The organism is Acetobacter pasteurianus, from assembly GCF_009914215.2.
Classification (GTDB): domain Bacteria; phylum Pseudomonadota; class Alphaproteobacteria; order Acetobacterales; family Acetobacteraceae; genus Acetobacter; species Acetobacter pasteurianus.
In genome coordinates, this window is sequence record NZ_CP039846.2 from 2,373,041 (window position 1) to 2,392,861 (window position 19,821).

14 protein-coding genes are annotated in these 19,821 nt (G+C 49.1%); all 14 read left to right on the forward strand.

Annotated elements, in window-relative coordinates; all coding sequences use genetic code 11:
* Positions 1 to 142: 142 nt before the first annotated feature.
* Positions 143 to 1,834 carry an aspartate-alanine antiporter gene (gene aspT / locus FCN51_RS24555; protein WP_160257105.1) on the forward strand — a complete coding sequence of 564 codons (1,692 nt, stop codon included), beginning with the start codon at positions 143 to 145 and terminating at the stop codon, positions 1,832 to 1,834.
* 25 nt (positions 1,835 to 1,859) lie between these two features.
* Positions 1,860 to 3,449, forward strand: a complete 1,590-nt coding sequence (locus FCN51_RS24560; protein ID WP_020944068.1) for a bifunctional aspartate transaminase/aspartate 4-decarboxylase — start codon at positions 1,860 to 1,862, stop codon at positions 3,447 to 3,449.
* Positions 3,450 to 3,565: 116 nt separating this feature from the next.
* Positions 3,566 to 4,666 (forward strand): asparaginase, encoded by a 1,101-nt coding sequence (locus FCN51_RS24565; protein WP_160257106.1) that lies wholly within the window; start codon positions 3,566 to 3,568, stop codon positions 4,664 to 4,666.
* Positions 4,667 to 4,697: 31 nt separating this feature from the next.
* On the forward strand, positions 4,698 to 5,687 hold the full coding sequence (locus FCN51_RS24570; protein ID WP_004449325.1) for a hypothetical protein: 990 nt from the start codon (positions 4,698 to 4,700) through the stop codon (positions 5,685 to 5,687).
* Positions 5,688 to 5,912: 225 nt separating this feature from the next.
* Positions 5,913 to 6,662 (forward strand): tetratricopeptide repeat protein, encoded by a 750-nt coding sequence (locus tag FCN51_RS24575; protein WP_160257107.1) that lies wholly within the window; start codon positions 5,913 to 5,915, stop codon positions 6,660 to 6,662.
* A gap of 161 nt (positions 6,663 to 6,823) precedes the next feature.
* Positions 6,824 to 9,262 carry a TonB-dependent receptor gene (locus FCN51_RS24580; protein ID WP_160257108.1) on the forward strand — a complete coding sequence of 813 codons (2,439 nt, stop codon included), beginning with the start codon at positions 6,824 to 6,826 and terminating at the stop codon, positions 9,260 to 9,262.
* Between the two features lie 102 nt (positions 9,263 to 9,364).
* Positions 9,365 to 10,054: a Fe2+-dependent dioxygenase gene (locus FCN51_RS24585; RefSeq protein ID WP_160257109.1), complete on the forward strand. Its 690-nt coding sequence runs from the start codon at positions 9,365 to 9,367 to the stop codon at positions 10,052 to 10,054.
* 492 nt (positions 10,055 to 10,546) lie between these two features.
* Positions 10,547 to 12,235 carry a thiol reductant ABC exporter subunit CydD gene (cydD, locus tag FCN51_RS24590; protein WP_160257192.1) on the forward strand — a complete coding sequence of 563 codons (1,689 nt, stop codon included), beginning with the start codon at positions 10,547 to 10,549 and terminating at the stop codon, positions 12,233 to 12,235.
* On the forward strand, positions 12,232 to 13,923 hold the full coding sequence (gene cydC / locus FCN51_RS24595) for a thiol reductant ABC exporter subunit CydC (protein WP_160257110.1): 1,692 nt from the start codon (positions 12,232 to 12,234) through the stop codon (positions 13,921 to 13,923). Before cydD ends, cydC begins: the two co-directional genes overlap by 4 nt.
* A gap of 64 nt (positions 13,924 to 13,987) precedes the next feature.
* A complete protein-coding gene (locus FCN51_RS24600; RefSeq protein WP_160257111.1) occupies positions 13,988 to 15,601 on the forward strand; it encodes a cytochrome ubiquinol oxidase subunit I in 1,614 nt (537 codons plus the stop codon).
* A gap of 14 nt (positions 15,602 to 15,615) precedes the next feature.
* Entirely contained in the window at positions 15,616 to 16,755 is a 1,140-nt protein-coding gene (gene cydB / locus FCN51_RS24605; RefSeq protein ID WP_160257112.1) for a cytochrome d ubiquinol oxidase subunit II, read from the forward strand.
* A 13-nt stretch (positions 16,756 to 16,768) separates the two neighbouring features.
* The gene (locus tag FCN51_RS24610; RefSeq protein WP_019087756.1) at positions 16,769 to 16,963 is read left to right on the forward strand and encodes a hypothetical protein; all 195 of its coding nucleotides are present in this window, start codon (positions 16,769 to 16,771) and stop codon (positions 16,961 to 16,963) included.
* Between the two features lie 345 nt (positions 16,964 to 17,308).
* Positions 17,309 to 18,649 carry a PQQ-dependent sugar dehydrogenase gene (locus FCN51_RS24615; RefSeq protein ID WP_160257113.1) on the forward strand — a complete coding sequence of 447 codons (1,341 nt, stop codon included), beginning with the start codon at positions 17,309 to 17,311 and terminating at the stop codon, positions 18,647 to 18,649.
* A 324-nt stretch (positions 18,650 to 18,973) separates the two neighbouring features.
* Complete coding sequence (locus FCN51_RS24620) at positions 18,974 to 19,792, forward strand: mechanosensitive ion channel family protein (protein WP_003630273.1); 819 nt, start codon at positions 18,974 to 18,976, stop codon at positions 19,790 to 19,792.
* Positions 19,793 to 19,821 lie beyond the last annotated feature (29 nt).

The window sequence follows — 19,821 nt, forward strand, 5'->3', positions numbered from 1 at the left end:
AAGAATATCAAAGTATTTATTACTTCAATGGAATGTAATGAGGAAAATAAAATTAAATTAATTGACTCGAATCAATTACAAATGCGTGTGCTCATGTATATGTTGCGCAGTTCGGATAGAATAAATTCTAAGGAACTTCATTTTGCACGCATTCACTGCTCTTTTATCCGGCCTGTTTGGTGCGTGTCCGGAAATGGCTCTATTTCTTGCGCTTGTTTTAGGGTGCTGGATTGGGCGCTTTCGTTTCGGGTCGTTCCAGCTTGGCGGTGTAGCGGGTTCGCTTTTAGCGGCTGTGCTTATCAGCCAAGTGGGCGTTCATATTGATTCTGGCATCAAGAGCGTTCTGTTCGCTCTTTTTATCTATGCCGTAGGTTATCAAAGTGGCCCTCAGTTTTTCCGTTCATTGGGACGTCAGTCTCTCAAGGAAATTCTAATGGCTGTTGTGCTGGCTATTACGGGGTTAATTACCGTTGTAGCGGTTGCGCGCATATTCCACCTTGACAAGGGGCTTGCCGCAGGGCTTGCGGCAGGGGGCCTTACTCAGTCGGCTATTATTGGCACGGCAGGGTCGTCCTTGGAAAAAATTGGTCTGCCGCTTGCTCAGGTGCAGCAGCTTCAGGGCAATGTCGCTGTTGGATATGCCGTTACGTATATCTTTGGCTCCATTGGGCCAATTCTTCTTTGTGTTAACGTTTTGCCGTGGTTCATGAAGCGCGGCATCCGTGAAGATGCCATCCGTGCTGAAGCCGAGCAGGCGGGCGGTGTGCATGTTATGGGTGAGGGAGAGATTTCTGCTTTCCCTAATCTTGTTGGGCGTGCCTACCGTCTGACGCAGTCTGATCTCACTATTGCTGGTGTGGAAAGCATGGCAGCAGGCGTTACAGTGGAACAGGTGCTGCGCAATGGCAAACCCGCCGGTATAGGGGCCGATGCTGCGCTGTTACCGGGTGATCAGCTTCTGCTTGTTGGGCAGCGCTCAGAGGTTCTGGCGACAGGGCAGAAGATCGGGCAGGAAATAGGTGACGTTCCCGGTCTTGATCTTTCCCTTATCCGTCGGGATGTTGTTTTGTCTCGTAAGGATTTTGTCGGAAAAACCGTAGATCAATGCGTGCAGTCTCTTTCTGCGGCTGTGCGCCACGGTGTTTATCTGGTTGCGCTGTCCCGTGCAGGTAAAGCCATGCCTGTTACGGGTTCCATGCAGGTAAAGGATGGAGACATTGTTACCCTGCTTGGTACGTCTGCCGATGTGCAGCGCGCAGCTGCGCAGATTGGTACAATTCTGCTTCCAAGCATTAAAACTGATCTCGTTTTCCATTCTCTGGGCGTCGCCCTTGGTTTGTTGATCGGTTTGGGAGTGGTGCATATGGGGTCTGTGCCACTTACTCTTGGTAGTGGTGGCGGAGCTCTGCTTTCCGGGTTGCTGTTTGGTTGGTATCAAAGCCGCCATCCTGTGACTGGGAATATGCCGCAGGGTGCCTCAACTTTTCTGGTGGACTTCGGGCTGGCAGGTTTTGTGGCCGTAACGGGCTTGCAAACGGGCCAGCAGGCTATTGCCACCATCATGCAGCACGGCATTACGCTCTTTCTGTTGGGCGTGGTGGTTACATTGGTGCCGCTTATCCTCACCATGCTCTTTGGGCGCTATGTCCTGCGCTATAACAATACGGCCATTTTTGCAGGTGCTTTGGCTGGTTCTCGCAGTGCCAATCCAGCTTTTGGCGAGGTGTTGAACAAGGCAGGCAATGCTGTTCCCACAACACCTTTTGCCATTACTTACGCAGTTGCAAACGTATTGCTTACGCTACTTGGGCCACTTGTGGTCGCATTTTCCTGAATACTGAAAAGAAGGAAACGCAATAATGACAATCGATTATTCGAAATTTCGTGATCTCAGCCCATTTGAACTTAAAGATACGCTCATCAGCCTGGCATCATCAAAGGCTGACCGCGTTATGCTGAACGCAGGCCGAGGCAACCCCAACTTTTTGGCAACACTGCCACGTGCGGCCTTTTTCCTGTTGGGGCAATACGCTCTGGCCGAAGCGCGCCTTTCTCTTTCCTATCTCTCCCCGGGGCTTGGTGGGACAGTCCGTATTGAAGGCATTGAGGCACGTTTTGATCGCTTTATTGAAAGCAATGAAGATAAAGAGGAAGCCGCTCTTCTTGGTCACGCCCTGAGTTATGTGCGCGACCAGATGGGCCTGCCAGCCGATACATTCCTTGTTGAAATGGTGGAGGGTATTTTGGGCTGCTACTATCCAACGCCCCCGCGTATGCTCACACTCAGCGAAAAAATTGTTGGCCAGTACGTGCTGCGTGAAATGGTCGGTGGTAGAATTTCTCTAGATTCCACAGACTTTTTTGCAACCGAGGGCGGCACGGCGGCTATGGCCTATGTGTTCAATTCGCTCAAGCAGAATGACCTGATCAAAAAGGGAGACAAGGTGGCAATCGGCATGCCGATCTTCTCTCCCTATATCGAAATCCCGCAACTTGAAGAATACGGTCTGGAAGTTGTGCCAGTGCAGGCAGATCCTTCTCTGGATTGGCAGTATCCGGAAAGCGAGCTGGAAAAGCTGCGTGATCCGGCCGTAAAAATGTTCTTCTGCGTGAACCCCAGCAACCCGCCATCTGTCAAGATGAATGATGCATCGCTGGAGAAGATTGCATCCATTGTGAAAGATCGTCCAGACCTGATGATCCTGACGGATGATGTCTATGGCACGTTTGCTGATGGCTTCCGTTCGCTGTATGCAATCTGCCCGCGCAACACCATTCTTGTTTACTCCTTCTCAAAATACTTTGGGGCAACAGGGTGGCGTCTGGGTGTTATCGGGATGCACAAGGATAACGCGATTGATGCACGTCTGGCGCAGCTTCCGGCTGATGCCAAAGCTGCGTTGGCAAAGCGCTATTCCAGCCTGACAACAGATTCAGCTGATCTGAAATTTATTGATCGGTTGGTGGCAGATAGCCGTGCCGTGGCTCTTAACCATACGGCAGGCCTCTCTACGCCGCAGCAGGTTCAGATGGTGCTGTTCTCACTGTTTGCGCTGATGGATCACGAAGGCCGTTATAAAGCCACACTCAAGAGTGTTATCCGCCGCCGTGAAGCTGCGCTCTACCATGAACTTGGTGTGGCGCCATCAGAAGATGCCAATGCAGTAGATTACTACACGCTGATTGATCTGGAAGACACCTGCCGTGCTCTGTATGGCGAAGAGTTTGCCCAGTGGATGCTAAAGCGTGCCAGCACAGGTGAAATTCTGTTCCGGATTGCAGATGAAACCGGCATTGTGCTGTTACCTGGCGCTGGGTTTGGGGCTACGCGTCCTTCTGCTCGTGCATCTCTCGCCAATCTTAATGAATTCCAGTATGCCGCAATCGGTCGTTCATTGCGCAAGATGGTGGAAGAATATCACGCTGAGTTTGTGAAGCCTCAGGCGTAATGAAAAGAGTGTGTGGAAGGAGAGGGTTCTCCTTCTGGTAGGTTTGGTTTTTAAATGACGATGAGGGGAGATAAGGACATTCCTTTATCTCCCTTTGTTGGAAAGAGTGTTCTTTTATGGTTTCTGTGCGTGGTCTGCCTATTCTTGCTGCAATTTTGGGAGTAGCCTCTGTTATGCCTGTTTATTCTTATGCAGAAGGGGCAGGTGCACCTCCTGCAGCGCATCAGCAGGTTTCTTCGCCGCGTGTGCTTGTGCTGGCTACAGGGGGCACAATATCCGGTAAGGCTGATACCCGTTCCGCTATTGGATATGATGCCGGTGCCGTAACTGGTGAACAGTTGATTGCAGGCGTGCCTGGCGTTGAAAAACTGGCGCAGTTGCAGGTGGAGCAGATCTCCAACATCGCATCCCAGAACATGAACAGTCAGGTCTGGTTTAAGCTGGCTGAGCGTATTCGGCGGGCTTTTGCCAATAACGAAGCAGATGCCGTTGTGATCACCCACGGGACAGACACAATGGAAGAAACTGCTTTCTTTCTGGATAACGTGATTGGGGATGCACGGCCGGTTATTTTAACGGGCGCAATGCGGCCTAGCACGGCTATTAGTGCAGATGGACCCGCCAATATGTATGAAGCCGTAAAGGTTGCGGCTGATCCGCAGGCCCGTGGGCGAGGCGTACTGGTGGTATTGAATGATGAGATACAGTCTGCCCGTGGTGTCAGCAAAATGCATACCACTGCACTGCAAACCTTCCATTCACCTAATCTTGGTCCGGTTGGTTATGTTGATCCGGCAAGTGTGCGCTTTGTGGCGCCAGCCAAGCCTCAGCAGCATCTTGATCTGCCAGCAGATCACAAGCTGCCGCGAGTGCAAATTGTTTATGCCCATGCAGACATGGATGCACGGCAGATTGATGATGCAGTGAAAGGTGGAGCGCGGGGCATTGTGATTGCAGGTATGGGTGATGGCAATGTTTCAACAGATGCATTGGCAGGCATAGAGCGCGCCACAAAGGCTGGCGTTGTTGTTGTGCGCTCCACCCGTGTGGGCAACGGTTTTGTAAACCGCGATGTAGAAGTTGATGATGATCACTACGGGCTTGTGGCCTCTATGGACTTAAACCCGCAAAAGGCGCGGATACTTCTACAGCTTCTGCTGGCTAATGGAAAAACAGCCGCAGCAGATATTCAAAAAGCGTTTAGCGCAGGCTTTTGAGCAGAAAAAACTCAGCAGGATGAGTAAGTGAATGAGAGCACGCCTTAAGCAATGGGCATATGCGGGTAGCAGGGTTTCCGTAAAAAAAGCATTTGCCTGTTTTCTTGCATCCACGGGTAGTTTTGCTTCTGCCCATGCAGATCAGTGGTATACAGGCTCGCTCGTTTCCCCTTCCGGCACAACGCGGGAAGGGGTGCTGAATGTTGAGCCCTACTATTCCTATAGCCAGCCCTTGGGGTCTTTTGATGCGCATGGGCGGGCAGGGCCTGCATCTCACCCCATGCAACGTATGTTTTCCAATTCGACCCTCTGGAAATACGGGATATCTCAGGATTTCAGTATCCAGTTGCATACTATTGTCGATTATGGATGGAAACACGCAGACGGACATTCTCATGGTCCTAAAACAGGCGATGTTCCGTTTGATCTGATCTATCGTTTGGTGCGGCCTGATCCCAAACATTACATTCCGGCTTTCAACCTGTTTGTAGGCATGATTTTCCCCACAGGGGATTACAAAAAACTGGGAGATAAGCAGGATGGAGTGGGGAGCGGCGCATATGTTTTCCGCTTTGCCTTAACTGAGCAATCTACTTATACGCTGCCGGGCAATCATGAACTGCGTTTGCGTGTATGGAACTGGTTTCGGCGTGCGGTAACATCTGCAAAACTTACGGATGTTACCAGTTATGGCACAGCGCATGGTTTTCGTGGCCGTGGGCAGCCGGGAATGAGCGGCCAGACGGGTTTTTCATTGGAGTACGGCTTGAGCCAGAAATGGGTGCTGGCCATGGACCTTGCGCGAGACTGGTCTAATGGGTCCACGTTACGTGGGCATGATAGCAACGGTAATTACATCCATAAAACAGGATCTGCCGGAACAGATTGGCAGATTGCACCTGCATTTGAATACAACTGGAACCCACGCTGGGGGGTTATTGTAGGCTCAGCTTTCTATTTTGCGGGGCATAACAAGAGTATTCAGGTTTCACCACAGTTTGCAGTCAACGCCATGTTCTGAGGCCAGTGCTATAAGGCTTTTGAATATTTGCGTAACTACCACAAAAAGATACAGAGACTATAATTGCAATGATAAGAACAGTGTCCAGATATATTGTTCTTATCTGTAATCTATTTTGCTGATTGATCTTCATATCAAAGTGAAAGAATCTCAACATACATATTGTTGAGAATAATTTGCATCATCTTTATATGGCATCTCTTCGATGAAGGAGGGCTTGCTGCAATGCATTTTAGAAAATTCTGGAGATATGGGAAAAGGAAGAAAGAGGTTTCTAAACCTTTGGAATTGCCTTGTGAGATAGAAGCGATTCGCCAAAAAGCGTTGCGTGGGTATCATTTAGAACAGGTATTATGGGGTAAAATCCTTTTAGACAGTATATATGTACCCGCAGATCCTGAAACAGCGATTATATGGTTCCGTATGGCTGCTCAGGCAGGCTATGGGCCAGCCCATAACATGTTGGGGCGTTGTTATTATTTTGGCTGGGGGTGTGCCCAAAACTACCAGCAAGCCATTGCGCATTACACTGTAGCTGCAGAGTTAAATGATGATTGGGGACGTTATAATCTGGCAATCATGATAATGCGTGGCATTGGTCAGGTACCGGACCTTCCTTCTGCGTACGCACTTTTTCAAGCAGGAACTCAAGCCGGGCACGCAAAATCCATGAATGTATTGGCTCGTTTTTATGAAGAGGGATGGGTTGTTTCTAAAGACAGGAAAAAAGCGATCATGCTGTATCAGCAATCCGCCCAGAAAGGTGATTACCGAGGCCAGCATAATTATGCCGTGTGGTTAGCAGAGCAGGGGCATATTGAAGAAGCTGTTACATGGTGGCGGCAAGCCGTACCGCAGGCCACATTAGATGTTTTGCATGCAATACAAGACGTTACACAGCATTTAAAACACAATTCTATAGAGAGTTTGAGAAATATTGTAGATGAGAAAATAAATTCTAATAAAATACTATAAAATTGCGATAAACAAAATATATTTTGTTACTTGTTGCGAGTTGAATGTATACATCAAAACATAGAAAACAATAAAAATTATTTTAATAAACCATATATTGCGAATCATTCGCGACAAGAGGCATATGCAACTGATTCGCATTAATGTTTTTGTAAAGTCTCATGACAGATTCATCCTCATCACGGCAGATACCTACGTCTTCTCTTATGTTCGGCTTGGCGATGGGGTGGGGTACGCTTTCATTGCTCGCGGGGAATGCTTCTGCGGCATCCATCGCAACAGATGAACCATCTCTTAAAAACCCAAAAGCTCCTGAGGCCATAGATGCTTCATCTAAGGCTACCCTTGCTACATCAGGCAAAAAGGGGCCGCATTCTGCCAAGCAGGAAGATGGTTCGGAGGCAGAAGAATGGGTGGTGACTGCATCCCCCATGAACACGCTTCGGACGCCTATGGGCATTAGCCGGATGCCGCATGATGCACTGCATACCCCGCAGACCATTAACGTGGTGCCGCAAATTCTTATGCAGCAGCAGAATGTCAAATCTTTGGATGAGGCCCTTAAAAATGTTCCGGGTATTACGGCTTCCGTGGGGGAAGGTGAAGGGGGTATGGCGGGAGATCAGTTTTTGATCCGCGGATTTGCCGCCCAGAATGATATTTATGAAAATGGCTTGCGCGATTTTGGTGTGTATACGCGTGATAGTTTTGATTATGAAAATGTGGCCGTTATTAAAGGGCCATCTTCACAAGTGTTCGGTAATGGCACCACAGGCGGAGCCATTAATATTACGACTAAAACGCCAACATTGAAAAATCATATTCGCGCGTCGTTTTCTGGCGGAAGCGGGCAGTATTATCGTGGAACATTGGATTTTAACCGCATGCTTACGGATAGCATTGGTATCCGTATTACCGGCATGGGGAATGAGAACAATACTGTTGGGCGTGATTATGTTTATTCCCACAGGTGGGGTATTGCACCATCCATAACGTTTGGTATGGGTAAAAAACTTTCCTATACGTTAGAATACTTCCACCAAACAGATAATCGTATTCCAGATTACGGTGTGCCTGTGCTGAAAAAGCCGGGGGCTGCTTATGGCAAACCTGCCACGGAATATGGTGTAAAACGTACCAATTGGTATGGCACCACGTTTGATCAGGATAATTCCAGTGTGGATATGCTGACAGGACGTTTGAAGTGGGAAGCTTCCCCTTACGTTACAGTGTATAATGATACACGTGGTGGACTTTACAGCCGGTATTTTTCTGCTTCGCAGGAAGGTTGTACCAGCAATCAGCTTTCTTATAATGCAAGTGGATATCTACAAAACGGAGCTGCCTATAATTGTAACACCGATTTTTTTGGTGGGAACGCAGCAGCAGCCAAACTTTCCAGAACCGGTGGTGTGTTTGGGCCAAACCCGTATCAGCAAAATGACTGGTCTGTGCAAAACGTGCTTTCTGCTGTTGCCAAGTTTGATACAGGCAGCGTGAAGCATGAAATGATTGGCGGCGTAGATATCATGCATGTGTATGATCGCCGTGAAAATTTTGCTTATAACAACGCCGTTGCGCGTCAATATGTAAATCTTCTGGATCCGTCCCCCGTCGTGTCAGGGCTGAATGTTGTAGATGGCTCTTCCATGCCGGGCGGATTGGTCAACACATCCACGGCCGGGCAGAAAAAATGGAAAACGGGTGATGCAACAGATGTAGGGGCATTCTTTTCAGAACAGGCCCAGCTTACCCCATGGTTTTCTGTGCGTGCTGGTTTTCGGTGGGATCACTGGGATACACATTACAGCATGACGGGTGGAAGTTATGCCAAACCAGACGTACATATGGGCCAAACGCAGGATACGTTTAACCCTAATGTGAGTCTGATGTACACGCCAAATGACCACGGTATGATCTATTTTAATTGGTCGGAATCAACAACGCCTCTGGGCCTGTATGTTACAAACAGTTCTGAGCCGTTGAACCTAAAGGATCAAAACTCCAAACCTGAACGTAGCAGGCTTTATGAATTAGGGGCTAAATATTCTGCTTTCCATGATCGTATTGGTTTTGCAGCTTCTGTGTTCCGTTTGGAAAAAGGCAATTCCATTCAAACAGATCCAAGCTCTGGCACCGTTACACCCACCAGTGATACACAGCGTAACCAAGGTGTGGAACTGAGCGTTTCTGGCATGATCATGAAAAACTGGAACGTAATTGCCACTTACGCACGGTATGACAGCAAAACACTTTCTGGCACAGCAACAGATGTTGGTAAGCAGGTACAGTATGTGCCCAGAAACCAGGCAACAGTTTGGACAACATATGAGATTGCCCCGTCCAAGCCTTACAATTTTCTTGTAGGCGGAGGCATGACGTGGCGGGAAGGTGTGTTTCTTGATAACGCCAATACTGCGCGCGTTCCTGCAAACGTAGAGTTTGATGCTGTTGTTTCTCATCGTTTCGATAAGCATTGGAAAGTAACGATGAATGGTTACAATCTTGCCAATCGTCTGAATTACGGAAACCTGTTTAGTAATCGTGTTACGCCATCTATTGGACGTGCCTTTTTGTTCAATTTGGCAGCAGATTATTGATAGGTTTAAGGTTGAAAATAAAGGAAGGAGTGCACAACAAGTGCGCCTTCCTTTTATGCTGTGAAAATAGAATATCCTTTAATTTTTAGAAAAGTTTTGAATATGGCCCTGTGTATTTCTTCTGTTCTGACAGATGATGAGCTTGCTTATTGCCGAATGAAGTTGGAAGCAGCGGCATGGACAGATGGGCGCGAAACAGCCGGGGCACAATCCGCAAAAAGTAAGAACAACTTACAGTTGCCACGTCATTCAGAAACCTGTTTGGAGCTGGGTGAACTGGTTTTGCGCGCATTGGGGCGGAATGCTACATTTAATAGTGCTGTTCTGCCTTATAAAGTCACGCCTCCTTTATTTAATAGATATGAAGGAGGCATGAGTTTTGGTGCTCATGTTGATAATGCTATCCGAGGCGTTTTTGCTGGCGGCATTCATACGCGTATTCGTACAGATGTTTCCTCAACATTATTTTTCTCTGCACCAGAGGAATATGATGGTGGGGAACTCATTATGCACGCCAACGGGGCGGAGCAATCAGTCAAGTTGGCTGCGGGTGATATGGTTATATACCCCACCACGGTTTTACATAGCGTTGCGCCTGTTACACGGGGCACAAGGTTGGCTGCATTTTTTTGGTCACAATCAATGATAGCAGAAGAAAGCCGACGGCAAATTATGTTTGATCTGGATACACAGATTATATCTCTGCGTGAAAGATTGGGAGATGCAGATCATACTGTATTAGCCCTTACAAATACATATCATAATTTGATGCGCCAATGGTGTATTATATAATAATTATTTCTATGTCCGTTTGAATAAAACAAAAATATACTCAGTAATTTCATTGTAAATTATCATAAATATGTCAGTCAGCCTGAGTTGCATAATGCATGATGGGCAACAAAGGCGCAAAGTGCCCGAGATATCTACTAAAAATTTTGTTGTGGCTGCCCTTATTTCCTGATCGGGAATGGGGCGCTTTTTCTTTGTAGTCAATTCGCCGTGTCGCGTTCGTCAGATACCTTATCTACGCATATGCCTGTACTGCCGATGGTCTCTGTGATGCTGATTTCATCACGAAAATAGTTAACAAAAATATGTAAGTTAATGGAGGCGGAATCCCCAAATCCTCAGGTATTCCATTTTCATATAAATCATATTTTCAAAAATATCCTTTTCCATTTTTGCATTGACATTAATAAATACATAATTACATTAAATATGAATTAAGGCGAATGCCTTCCCATTCTCATCCAATGGGTTTGTGAGGGTGGGGCGGTGAGTATGAAAGTGATGATGCAATCTTCGGGCAACAAAACCCTTGCGGGCTTTACGCGGCGCATAAGCCTTTGGCTTGGTGTGGCTGTGCTGCTTGGCGGCATTGCGGCTGTATTGCTGGTGTTGCAACTTACTGTTTTTGCAAGAATTGTTGCAGATTTTGCTTTTGGGCAGCACGCGTTGGTGGCTGAAATGCCAGCCTTAAAGTGGTTGGTGTTTTTTCTGGTTGCGCGTGGGTTGTTGCAATGGGCGGCCGATATGGCCGCCGTACAAGGAAGCCTGCGCCTTATCTCCAGTTTGCGGAGTGAACTGTTACAGCATCTGTTTAATGTTGGCCCAGTAGGGATGGCCAGCCACACAACAGGGGAAACAGTTACGGCGTTGGATGCAGGGCTGGAAGGGCTGGAACCCTATTTTGCTCAGTACATTCCACGCGCTGCCATGATGGTGGTGTTGCCGCTTATGATCTTGGCAACCGTTTTACATCTGGATGGCTGGAGCTTCTTGATTCTTGCCTGCACCGGGCCGCTTATCCCTGTTTTTATGGCGCTGGTTGGGTATCGGGCGCAGGCTATTATGGACCGGCAGTGGACTCAATTGCTTTTGCTGGGTTCATCTTTCTTGGATGCACTACAGGGGATGACAAGCCTGCGGCTGTTTGGTCGTGCAGGGGATGCCGTTGCTGCAGTGGCCGGTATGGCAGATGAATATCGCTGCACAACCATGTCCGTTATGAAAGTGGCATTTCTTACCTCTGCGGTGTTGGAATTTTTTGCCAGCCTTTCTATCGCGCTTGTAGCTGTTGTGTTTGGTGCCCGTTTGCTGGAGGGGAGAGCAGATTTTCAGTCTGCTTTTCTGGTGCTGCTTCTTGCGCCAGAATACTTCATGCCATTGCGGGCTTTTTCTGCCAGTTATCATGCGCGGCAGAATGCCACGGCAGCCATGGCGGGTATCAGCAAACTGTTTGCGCTGCCATCTGTTGCAACATGTCATTCTAATCAGCCAATCACAGAACCACTTCTATCTGTAAGGTGCGAGAATCTGTCGGTTGGATATGAAGCAAACAGGCCAGTTTTATTCAATGTGAACTGCACGTTTGCACGCGGCACGCTCAGCTTGATAATGGGAGAAAGCGGGGCGGGCAAAACAACGCTGGTGCGTCTTCTGCTGGGCCTGTTATCGCCTGTTGCAGGACGTATTGTTGCAGAAGATGTTCACGGCGCAATACATGCGCATTGGCAGTCTAGCATTGGCTGGGTGCCGCAACGGCCTTGCCTTATACATGGCACAGTGGCGGAAAACCTGCGCCTGGCAAACCCACAAGCAGATATTGAAAGCCTTCGCAATGTTGCGCGGCAAGCTGATGCGCTTTCGTTTATCGAGGCTCTGCCTCAGGGGTTTGATACCCCTATAGGGGAGCGTGGGGTATGTCTGTCAGGCGGGCAGGTACAGCGTTTGGCGTTGGCGCGTGTGCTGTTGCGTAACCCGCAAATTCTCATTCTGGATGAACCTACAGCCCATCTTGATCCTGTAAGCGAGCAATGTGTGGCTGCTGCCATCGCGCGTATTGCACTGAATCGCATTGTTATTGTGATCGCTCATCGCGGGGCAATCATCAACTACGCACGGCAAGTGCTGCGGGTGCATAAAGGGCAGGTTTGCAGTGTGCCAGAAATGTTGGAGCACGCAGCATGAGCACGTTTTCACGCCTGGCTGTGCTGATGAAGCCTATTCAGCGCGAAATGCTCGTAGGGCTTGCTCTGGCAGTCGTGGCATCTTTGGCGAATTTTGGGTTACTGTTTTTGTCCGGTTGGCTTTTGGCCGCTGCGGCAGTAGCGGGCCTTGGCGGGATTGTGGCGCAAAATACCTTTAACATTTTCTTGCCTGCTGTAGGCGTCAGGTTTTTTGCCACTGTACGTATCCTTGCCCGGTATCTGGAACGGGTGGTGACGCATGATGCTACGCTGCGGTTCATTGGGCGTGTGCGGGCATGGAGTTTTGAAAGGCTTGCTCCTCAGGCGCCTGCCGCTCTGGCTCAGCAACGCAGTGGGGATATGCTGTTCCGTTTTGTGTCTGACACAGACCGGATGGGGCAGTTTTACCTGCAAGTCATGCTGCCTTTTGCTGCTGCAGCCATCTGCTGCACTGCATATGTAGTGATAACAGGCTTATTTTCTCTTCCGGCAGCCTTGGTTCTGGGGGTTGGCCTGTTGCTGTGTGGAATCATAATCCCGCTGATAACAGCCAAACTTTCAGCGCAAGCAACTGCACAGATCAGCCTTCAACAAGACATGATGCATGCAGATCTGACGGAGATCCTGCAAGGCATGGGCGAATTTATGTTTCTTGGCGCGGCAGGCAGTGTGCAAAAACATATTGCAGACCAACAAGCCAATATCCGCTTATGCCGCCAAAAGATTTTTCTGCTAGAAGGTGGCGCACGCTGCCTGAGCACAATTATTGGCACGTTAAGCGCGGTGGCAATGTTGGCTCTTGCTACGCACGCCTATCATGCAGGCACTCTTTCCGCTGCATGTTTGCCTATGTTGGCATTGGGCGGGCTTGCTGCATTTGATGTGGTGGGGCCTTTACCGGCGGCATGGCAATTGCTGGGGCACGTGCGCGTGGCTGCACGTCGCGTATTTGCTGTATGCGATCAGCCTCCATGTGTGCCTGCACCTGCTGCAAAAGCCTCGCCAGTTCAACCGTTGGATCTGTGTTTTTGTAACTTGGGAATGCATTACCCAGAAGCAAAACACTGGGCACTGCGGCACGCAAACCTGTTGATCCGGCAAGGAGAGCATGTCGCTCTTGTTGGGCCATCAGGAGCAGGCAAAAGCACGCTGATAAATCTGCTGTTCCGTTTTTATGATTATCAGGAAGGAACAGCCAGCTTTGGCAATGTTGATCTGAAAAACGTCGATGCTGACGTCATGGCGCATCATGTTGGCGTGGTGGCGCAGGACTATCATCTGTTTCAGGGCAGCATCCGGCGTAACCTGATGATTGCTTGCCCCAATGCCACAGAGGAAAAAATGTGGCGGGCATTACAAATTGCGCAACTGGCAGAGTTTGTGCGCGCTGAGCCGGCAGGGCTGGATACCTTGATTGGTGAAGAAGGTGTTCGTCTTTCTGGCGGGCAGGCACGGCGGTTGGCGATAGCGCAGGTTGTGCTGCGTGCACCAGTCTGGATCATTCTGGATGAGCCAACAGAAGGGCTGGATACACAAACAGAGCAGGAGCTTATGGCCGCTTTGCTTTCTGCTCTGCCGCCGCAGGCAACCATAATGTGCATGACCCACAATCCTGCGGTGGCAGGATTGATGGACCGTATCGTGCGCGTTGAAGACGGCCGGTTTCATGAGGCCGGGAGAGCGCCATGATCCGACGATAACCTGATACCCCGAAAAACCTTATTTGCTTTTACCGTAATCAGGAGATCTGACGGTGGAATTTATTGATCCCAATGTCGTCGATCTGTCGCGCTTTCAATTTGCGCTGACGGCATTGTACCATTTCATGTTTGTGCCCCTTACCCTTGGCCTTACATTCATGCTGGCAGCTATGGAGACGGTTTATGTCGTCACTGGTCGGCAGATTTATAAAGATATGGCGCAGTTTTGGGGCAAACTGTTTGGTATCAACTTTGCCATTGGTGTTGCAACCGGCATAACAATGGAATTTGAGTTTGGCACCAACTGGTCCATGTATTCTCACTTCTTTGGGGATATGTTTGGCACGCCCTTGGCTATTGAAGGTCTTATGGCCTTTTTTATGGAATCAACGTTTGTAGGTCTCATGTTTTTTGGCTGGGACCGGCTGAGCAAGCAGGCGCATCTGGCCATCACCTATTTGGTGGCTCTGGGTTCTAATTTGTCGGCCTTGTGGATTTTAATTGCCAATGCCGGGATGAATATGCCCGAAGGTGCGCATTTTGATCCTGAAACCATGCGGATGCAGTTTGAAAGCTTTGTAAATCTGGTTTTCAACCCAGATGCACAGGCCAAGTTTGTACACACATCTGTTGCGGGTTACGTGTCTGCCGCAATGTTTGTGATGGGGATTAGTGCTTTTTATCTTTTGCGCGGTCAGCATCGGCAGTTTGCAGCGCGTTCGTTCCGTATGGCGGCACTGTTTGGCATTATCTCTACTGTGGCAGTTATCACGTTGGGAGATGTGCTGGGCCGGTTGGATTATGAAAAGCAGCCGACCAAAATTGCAGCGATTGAAGGCCTTTGGCATACCAGTCAACCACCGTTTGAACCGTGGATTTTGGCTGCTCTGCCGGATGATGCCAAGCAGGAAAACCATTTTGAAGTGGGTGTGCCGCTTGTACTTACTCCGCTGATTACCCATACGTTTGATCAGCCTATTACCGGTATGCATGAACTGGAAGACGCTGCCGGACCGCGTATTCGTTCGGGTATTGAGGCCGTGAGCGCCTTGCGCCGCTATGGTGTAACGCATAGCGATGCAGATCTTACTCTGTTTACACAGCATGAGCAGGATATGGGGTATGGCCTGTTGGCGGCCCGCCATGCGCCTAATCAGGATGTTACGAATATCCCTGAAAATCAGATTGACGCTGTGGTGAAAGCAACCCAGCCCGATATTCTCCCCAACGTGTTTGTCACGTTCTGGTCTTTTCGGTTTATGGTGTTTCTCTCCCTATGGTTCTTCGCGCTGTTTGCTATCTCGGCTTATGTCAGTTTGAAGCGTCGGCTGGAGCATAACAAGCTACTGCTAAAACTGTGTATGTGGTCTATTCCTTTGCCAATTTTGGCCACAGAGTTTGGGTGGATTACGGCTGAAGCGGGCCGCCAGCCGTGGACAGTATTTGGCTGGCTACCAACATTCCTTTCAGCTTCAAGCCACGGCGTGTCTTACATGGTGTTTTCGCTTATCGGGTTTGTGCTGCTTTACAGCGTGTTTATTGCCGCAGAACTTTACCTCATGTTCAAGTTTGCGCGTCTGGGGCCAGAGCATGACAGCATGGAACCACATGCCCAGCATGATGCGCCCAAACCATCAGCCTTTGACATGCACCCCACGGCCTCCTGACAGGAAACGGTGAAATGGAACTTTACGCGATATTGAAGATAGTCTGGGCCGTTATGCTGGGTGTGCTGTTTATTGGCCTTGGTACCATGGTTGGTATGGATATGGGGGTTGGCACATTGCTGCGCTTTGTGGGGCGTAATGATGCCGAACGCCGTACGGCACTTAACATTATTGGCCCGCATTGGGATGGCAACCAAGTGTGGTTCATTTTGGGGGGAGGGGCAATTTTTGCCGCTTTTCCCACGCTCTACGGTACATCGTTCTCAGTTTTTTATGTGGTCATGATCACGCTGCTGTTCAGTATGATCCTGCGCCCAGTCGCATTTGAATATCGCTCCAAGGCAGATAGCAAAATGTGGCGTGCAAGCTGGGATTGGGTGTTTCTGGTTTCAGGCTTTGTGCCGATGTTTATCTACGGTGCAGCCTTTGGGAATATTCTGGAAGGGGTTGGATATCATTTTGGCTGGACGGGACAATATTATCAGGATGAATCCTTCCTGTCTTATCTGCTCAATCCCTTTGCCATTTTGTGTGGTCTTATGTCCGTCAGTCTGAGCATTTATCAGGGTGGGGCCATGCTAATGCTGCGGGCTGATAACCCTATTTGGGCACGTGCACGGCATTACGCTATTGCCGGAGGTCTATTTGCGGCCATCCTGTTTGTGGCCGGTGGCATATGGATGCAGTTTTTGCCGGGATTTGTCATGCAGGCTCCGGTTAATCCGGCCATGCCAGCAAACCCACTACATGGGCAATCAGTAGCTATGGTTGCTGGTGGATGGATGCATAATTTCCACAATCATCCTGCTTTGTGGGTGCTGCCACTTATGGGAGTAAGCTGCATGTTGGCAGGTTCTGCCATGCTGGTTGCTGGTCGCACTGTGGTGGCCTGGTGGTTAGGCTTGGGTGCATGGGCTGGTACTATCATGACAGTGGGTTGTGCCATGTTCCCATTTCTTATGCCGTCTTCCACCGTGCCAGATCAAAGCCTGACGGTATGGAACAGCACCGCAAGTGAATATGGCTTGGGGTGTATGCTGGCTGTGGCCACCATTTTTGTGCCGATTATTCTGTCTTACACTTCTTGGTGTTATTACGTCATGCGCGGGAAGGTTCATACCGCTGATGTCGTAAACGATACCCATAGCTACTGATTGTGAGGTCGTGATGACAAAGCTTTTGCGTCTGGCCGGTCTGGCTGTTGTTCTTGTGGTCTCTCTACTGTTTGCCGTGTTTGTGGGAGACCAGGGGCCATGGTATTTTGCGTGGGTGATTGGCACGGTCATGATCATTCTGATTTCTGGGGCAGGGGCTATAATGCTGGATGCCCAATCCAACCTTTCATCCGATGAGGAAATCTGATCATGATGGGTGATCTTGAACGGATTATTTTCTTTATTCCCGTTGTGTATATGGGCCTGTATCTTATTGCTTACCGGTGCGGGCGGCGCTGGTTCCCATAAATAAAAAATGCGCCACCCCAACATATATGGGTGGCGCCATTATTGGGTGAAGCAGGTAATATAAGTGGCAGATAGTGGAACCTGCCAAGATGTTCGGATGTTACACAGGCACTACGCATTGACCAGACGATCATGCTGTTGTGCTTAAGCTTGCTTTATTCTTGGTTTTTCTTCCGAAAAATAGAGCAAAGGTTTCTTTGTTGAGTGCATGATCTTGGTCGTAACATAAAACCGAGAGAATGTTATGAAAACATGGGTGTACTGGGGTGGCGTTGGCGTGCTGAGCCTTGCGGTTATCAGTGCTGCTGGGTGGAAGCTTTTATTGCATCCAGAAGCAGCAGTGCTACCTGTTGCTTCTGGGTTTGGCCCTAGTCCAGATCTTCCCAAACCCAACCATACCTTGTTTCCAACGGTTAATATTGCAACGCCTGTTGGATGGTCGGGCACGCAGGCCCCATCACCCGCACAAGGGTTGGCAGTTACGGCTTATGCAAAGAACCTGAACCACCCGCGATGGCTCTATAAGTTACCCAATGGTGACATTCTGGTGGCTGAGAGTAACTCCCCCAAAACAGATGTTAAAACCGTTAAAAGTCGTATAGCCGGGTTTGTCATGGGTAAGGCAGGTGCGGGCGATGCCAGCCCGAACCGAATTATTCTGCTGCGTGATACGTCAGGAAACGGAACTGTAGATACGCGCACGGTTTTTCTGGATCATCTTTATTCTCCGTTTGGAATGGCTCTCATAGGGAATGATCTTTATGTCGCCAATGCCAATGAGATATTGCGTTTTCCCTATCATGATGGTGATACGCAGATTAAGACGCCCGGCACCAAAGTGGTGGACCTACCTGCTGGCTATAATCATCACTGGACCAAAAACTTGCTTGCCAGCCCAGATGGCAGCTTTTTGTATGTCACTATCGGATCCAACAGCAACGTTGCCGATAACGGAATGGAGGTTGAAGAAGGGCGGGCGCGGATAGACAAACTCGATCTCTCCACAGGAAAGCTGACCCCATATGCAACCGGGCTGCGTAACCCCAATGGCTTGGCTTTTGAGCCAGATACTGGCGCCCTGTGGGTGGCGGTAAATGAGCGTGATGAAATAGGCAGTGACCTTGTGCCCGATTACATTACCGCCGTGAAGGAAGGTGCGTTTTATGGTTGGCCTTATAGTTATTACGGCCAGCATGTTGATAGCCGTGTTTCACCCCAGCGGCCGGATCTTGTGGCGCAAGCTGTTGTGCCTGATTACGCGGTTGGGGCACATACAGCTTCCATCGGGATTGCGTTTTCTCATGATGCCACTCAACTTCCTGATGCATGGCGTCATGGTTTGTTTGTGGCGCAACATGGATCATGGAACCGTAGGCCTAAAAGTGGCTACAAAGTTATCTATGTGCCGTTTGCTGATGGCCAGCCCGCAGGAATGCCCATTGATGTGCTGACGGGATTTTTAACATCAGACGAAGCGCATGTGCATGGGCGGCCAGTAGGGCTTGCGCTTGATCGTTCAGGAGCATTGCTGGTTGCTGATGATGTTGGCAATGTTGTGTGGCATGTAACGGGACAGAACCCATAATACCCGTTGCTTTGAAACGTGTTCGTTGCACTCTGGATAATAAAATACGGATCACAGTTGTGTGATTTTGGTGCCGAACAGATGCATATGCTTTCAATATCATGAAGGCATATGCAGACGATTATGACTCTATGTGCCTCAGAACCTAAACGCGCGACCGGGCGCTTTAGTGCGATGGTGATGTATTGTTAACAAATTCACAACAATATGTATAAATTTTAGTCAGGCCATAATGATGACGGATAGTCGTGAAATATCCTACGATGTCAGGAAGGTGCGGGCGCTACATGCTGCCGTGTAGCGAACGCGAAATATGATTTAGGGATGATTATGGAAAATCAGGTTCATTCAATTTGGGCGCAATTAAGCGGGCTATTGCCTGTATTGTTAGGGTATGTAAGCCAGTTTGTTCTGGCATTGATTGTTCTTTTTGTCGGCTGGAAAGTTGTTAACGCAGTAACGCGTGCAATGGGCCGGATGATGACCGCCAGCCATATAGAACCAACGCTGCGTGGGTTTTTGCTCAGTGTTGTCGGCCTGTTCCTGAAAGCTCTTTTGCTGATCAGCGTTGCCTCTATGGTCGGAATTGCAACAACATCGTTTGTTGCCGTGTTGGGTGCTGCAGGCTTGGCTGTTGGTATGGCGTTGCAGGGTAGCCTTGCAAACTTTGCCGGCGGTGTTTTGATTCTGCTGTTCCGTCCCTTCAAGGTAGGGGATTCCATTACGGCAGGTGGCAGCTCGGGCACGGTGACATCCATTGAGATGTTCCGCACTGTACTGCTGGATGCAAACCACGAGATTATTTATGTTCCCAACGGAACGCTCTCGAACAACATTGTTATTAACAGCTCGGAATCTGATCGGCTTTTGGGCTCAGTCAGTTTGCTGATTGATTACAATGATGATCTTGATAAAGCACGGACGCTCTTGCTGGGGCTGACAGAGCAAGATCCGCTGGTCTTGAAAGATCCGGCTGCTTCGGTTTCCTTTTTACCCAAACCTGCCAATATTCAGGTCACTTTAGGGTTCTGGTGTGCGCCGGGTGATGTTTCATCTCTCGTAGCAAAGTATTCCGAGGATTCAATCAAAGTGCTTCAGCGGGAAGGTTATCGTTTGGGGGTAACTGCGCGGCCAGCCGCATAATACACGCTATTCTTGCTTCGGGTTCAATA

Coding starts and splice junctions, on each gene's coding strand:
- FCN51_RS24610 (WP_019087756.1), top strand. CDS start 16,769: ATGACAAAGCTTTTGCGTCTGGCCGGTCTGGCTGTTGTTCTTGTGGTC.
- cydB (WP_160257112.1), top strand. CDS start 15,616: ATGGAACTTTACGCGATATTGAAGATAGTCTGGGCCGTTATGCTGGGT.
- FCN51_RS24575 (WP_160257107.1), top strand. CDS start 5,913: ATGCATTTTAGAAAATTCTGGAGATATGGGAAAAGGAAGAAAGAGGTT.
- FCN51_RS24580 (WP_160257108.1), top strand. CDS start 6,824: ATGACAGATTCATCCTCATCACGGCAGATACCTACGTCTTCTCTTATG.
- FCN51_RS24560 (WP_020944068.1), top strand. CDS start 1,860: ATGACAATCGATTATTCGAAATTTCGTGATCTCAGCCCATTTGAACTT.
- FCN51_RS24585 (WP_160257109.1), top strand. CDS start 9,365: ATGGCCCTGTGTATTTCTTCTGTTCTGACAGATGATGAGCTTGCTTAT.
- FCN51_RS24615 (WP_160257113.1), top strand. CDS start 17,309: ATGAAAACATGGGTGTACTGGGGTGGCGTTGGCGTGCTGAGCCTTGCG.
- cydC (WP_160257110.1), top strand. CDS start 12,232: ATGAGCACGTTTTCACGCCTGGCTGTGCTGATGAAGCCTATTCAGCGC.
- FCN51_RS24570 (WP_004449325.1), top strand. CDS start 4,698: ATGAGAGCACGCCTTAAGCAATGGGCATATGCGGGTAGCAGGGTTTCC.
- FCN51_RS24620 (WP_003630273.1), top strand. CDS start 18,974: ATGATTATGGAAAATCAGGTTCATTCAATTTGGGCGCAATTAAGCGGG.
- FCN51_RS24565 (WP_160257106.1), top strand. CDS start 3,566: ATGGTTTCTGTGCGTGGTCTGCCTATTCTTGCTGCAATTTTGGGAGTA.
- cydD (WP_160257192.1), top strand. CDS start 10,547: ATGAAAGTGATGATGCAATCTTCGGGCAACAAAACCCTTGCGGGCTTT.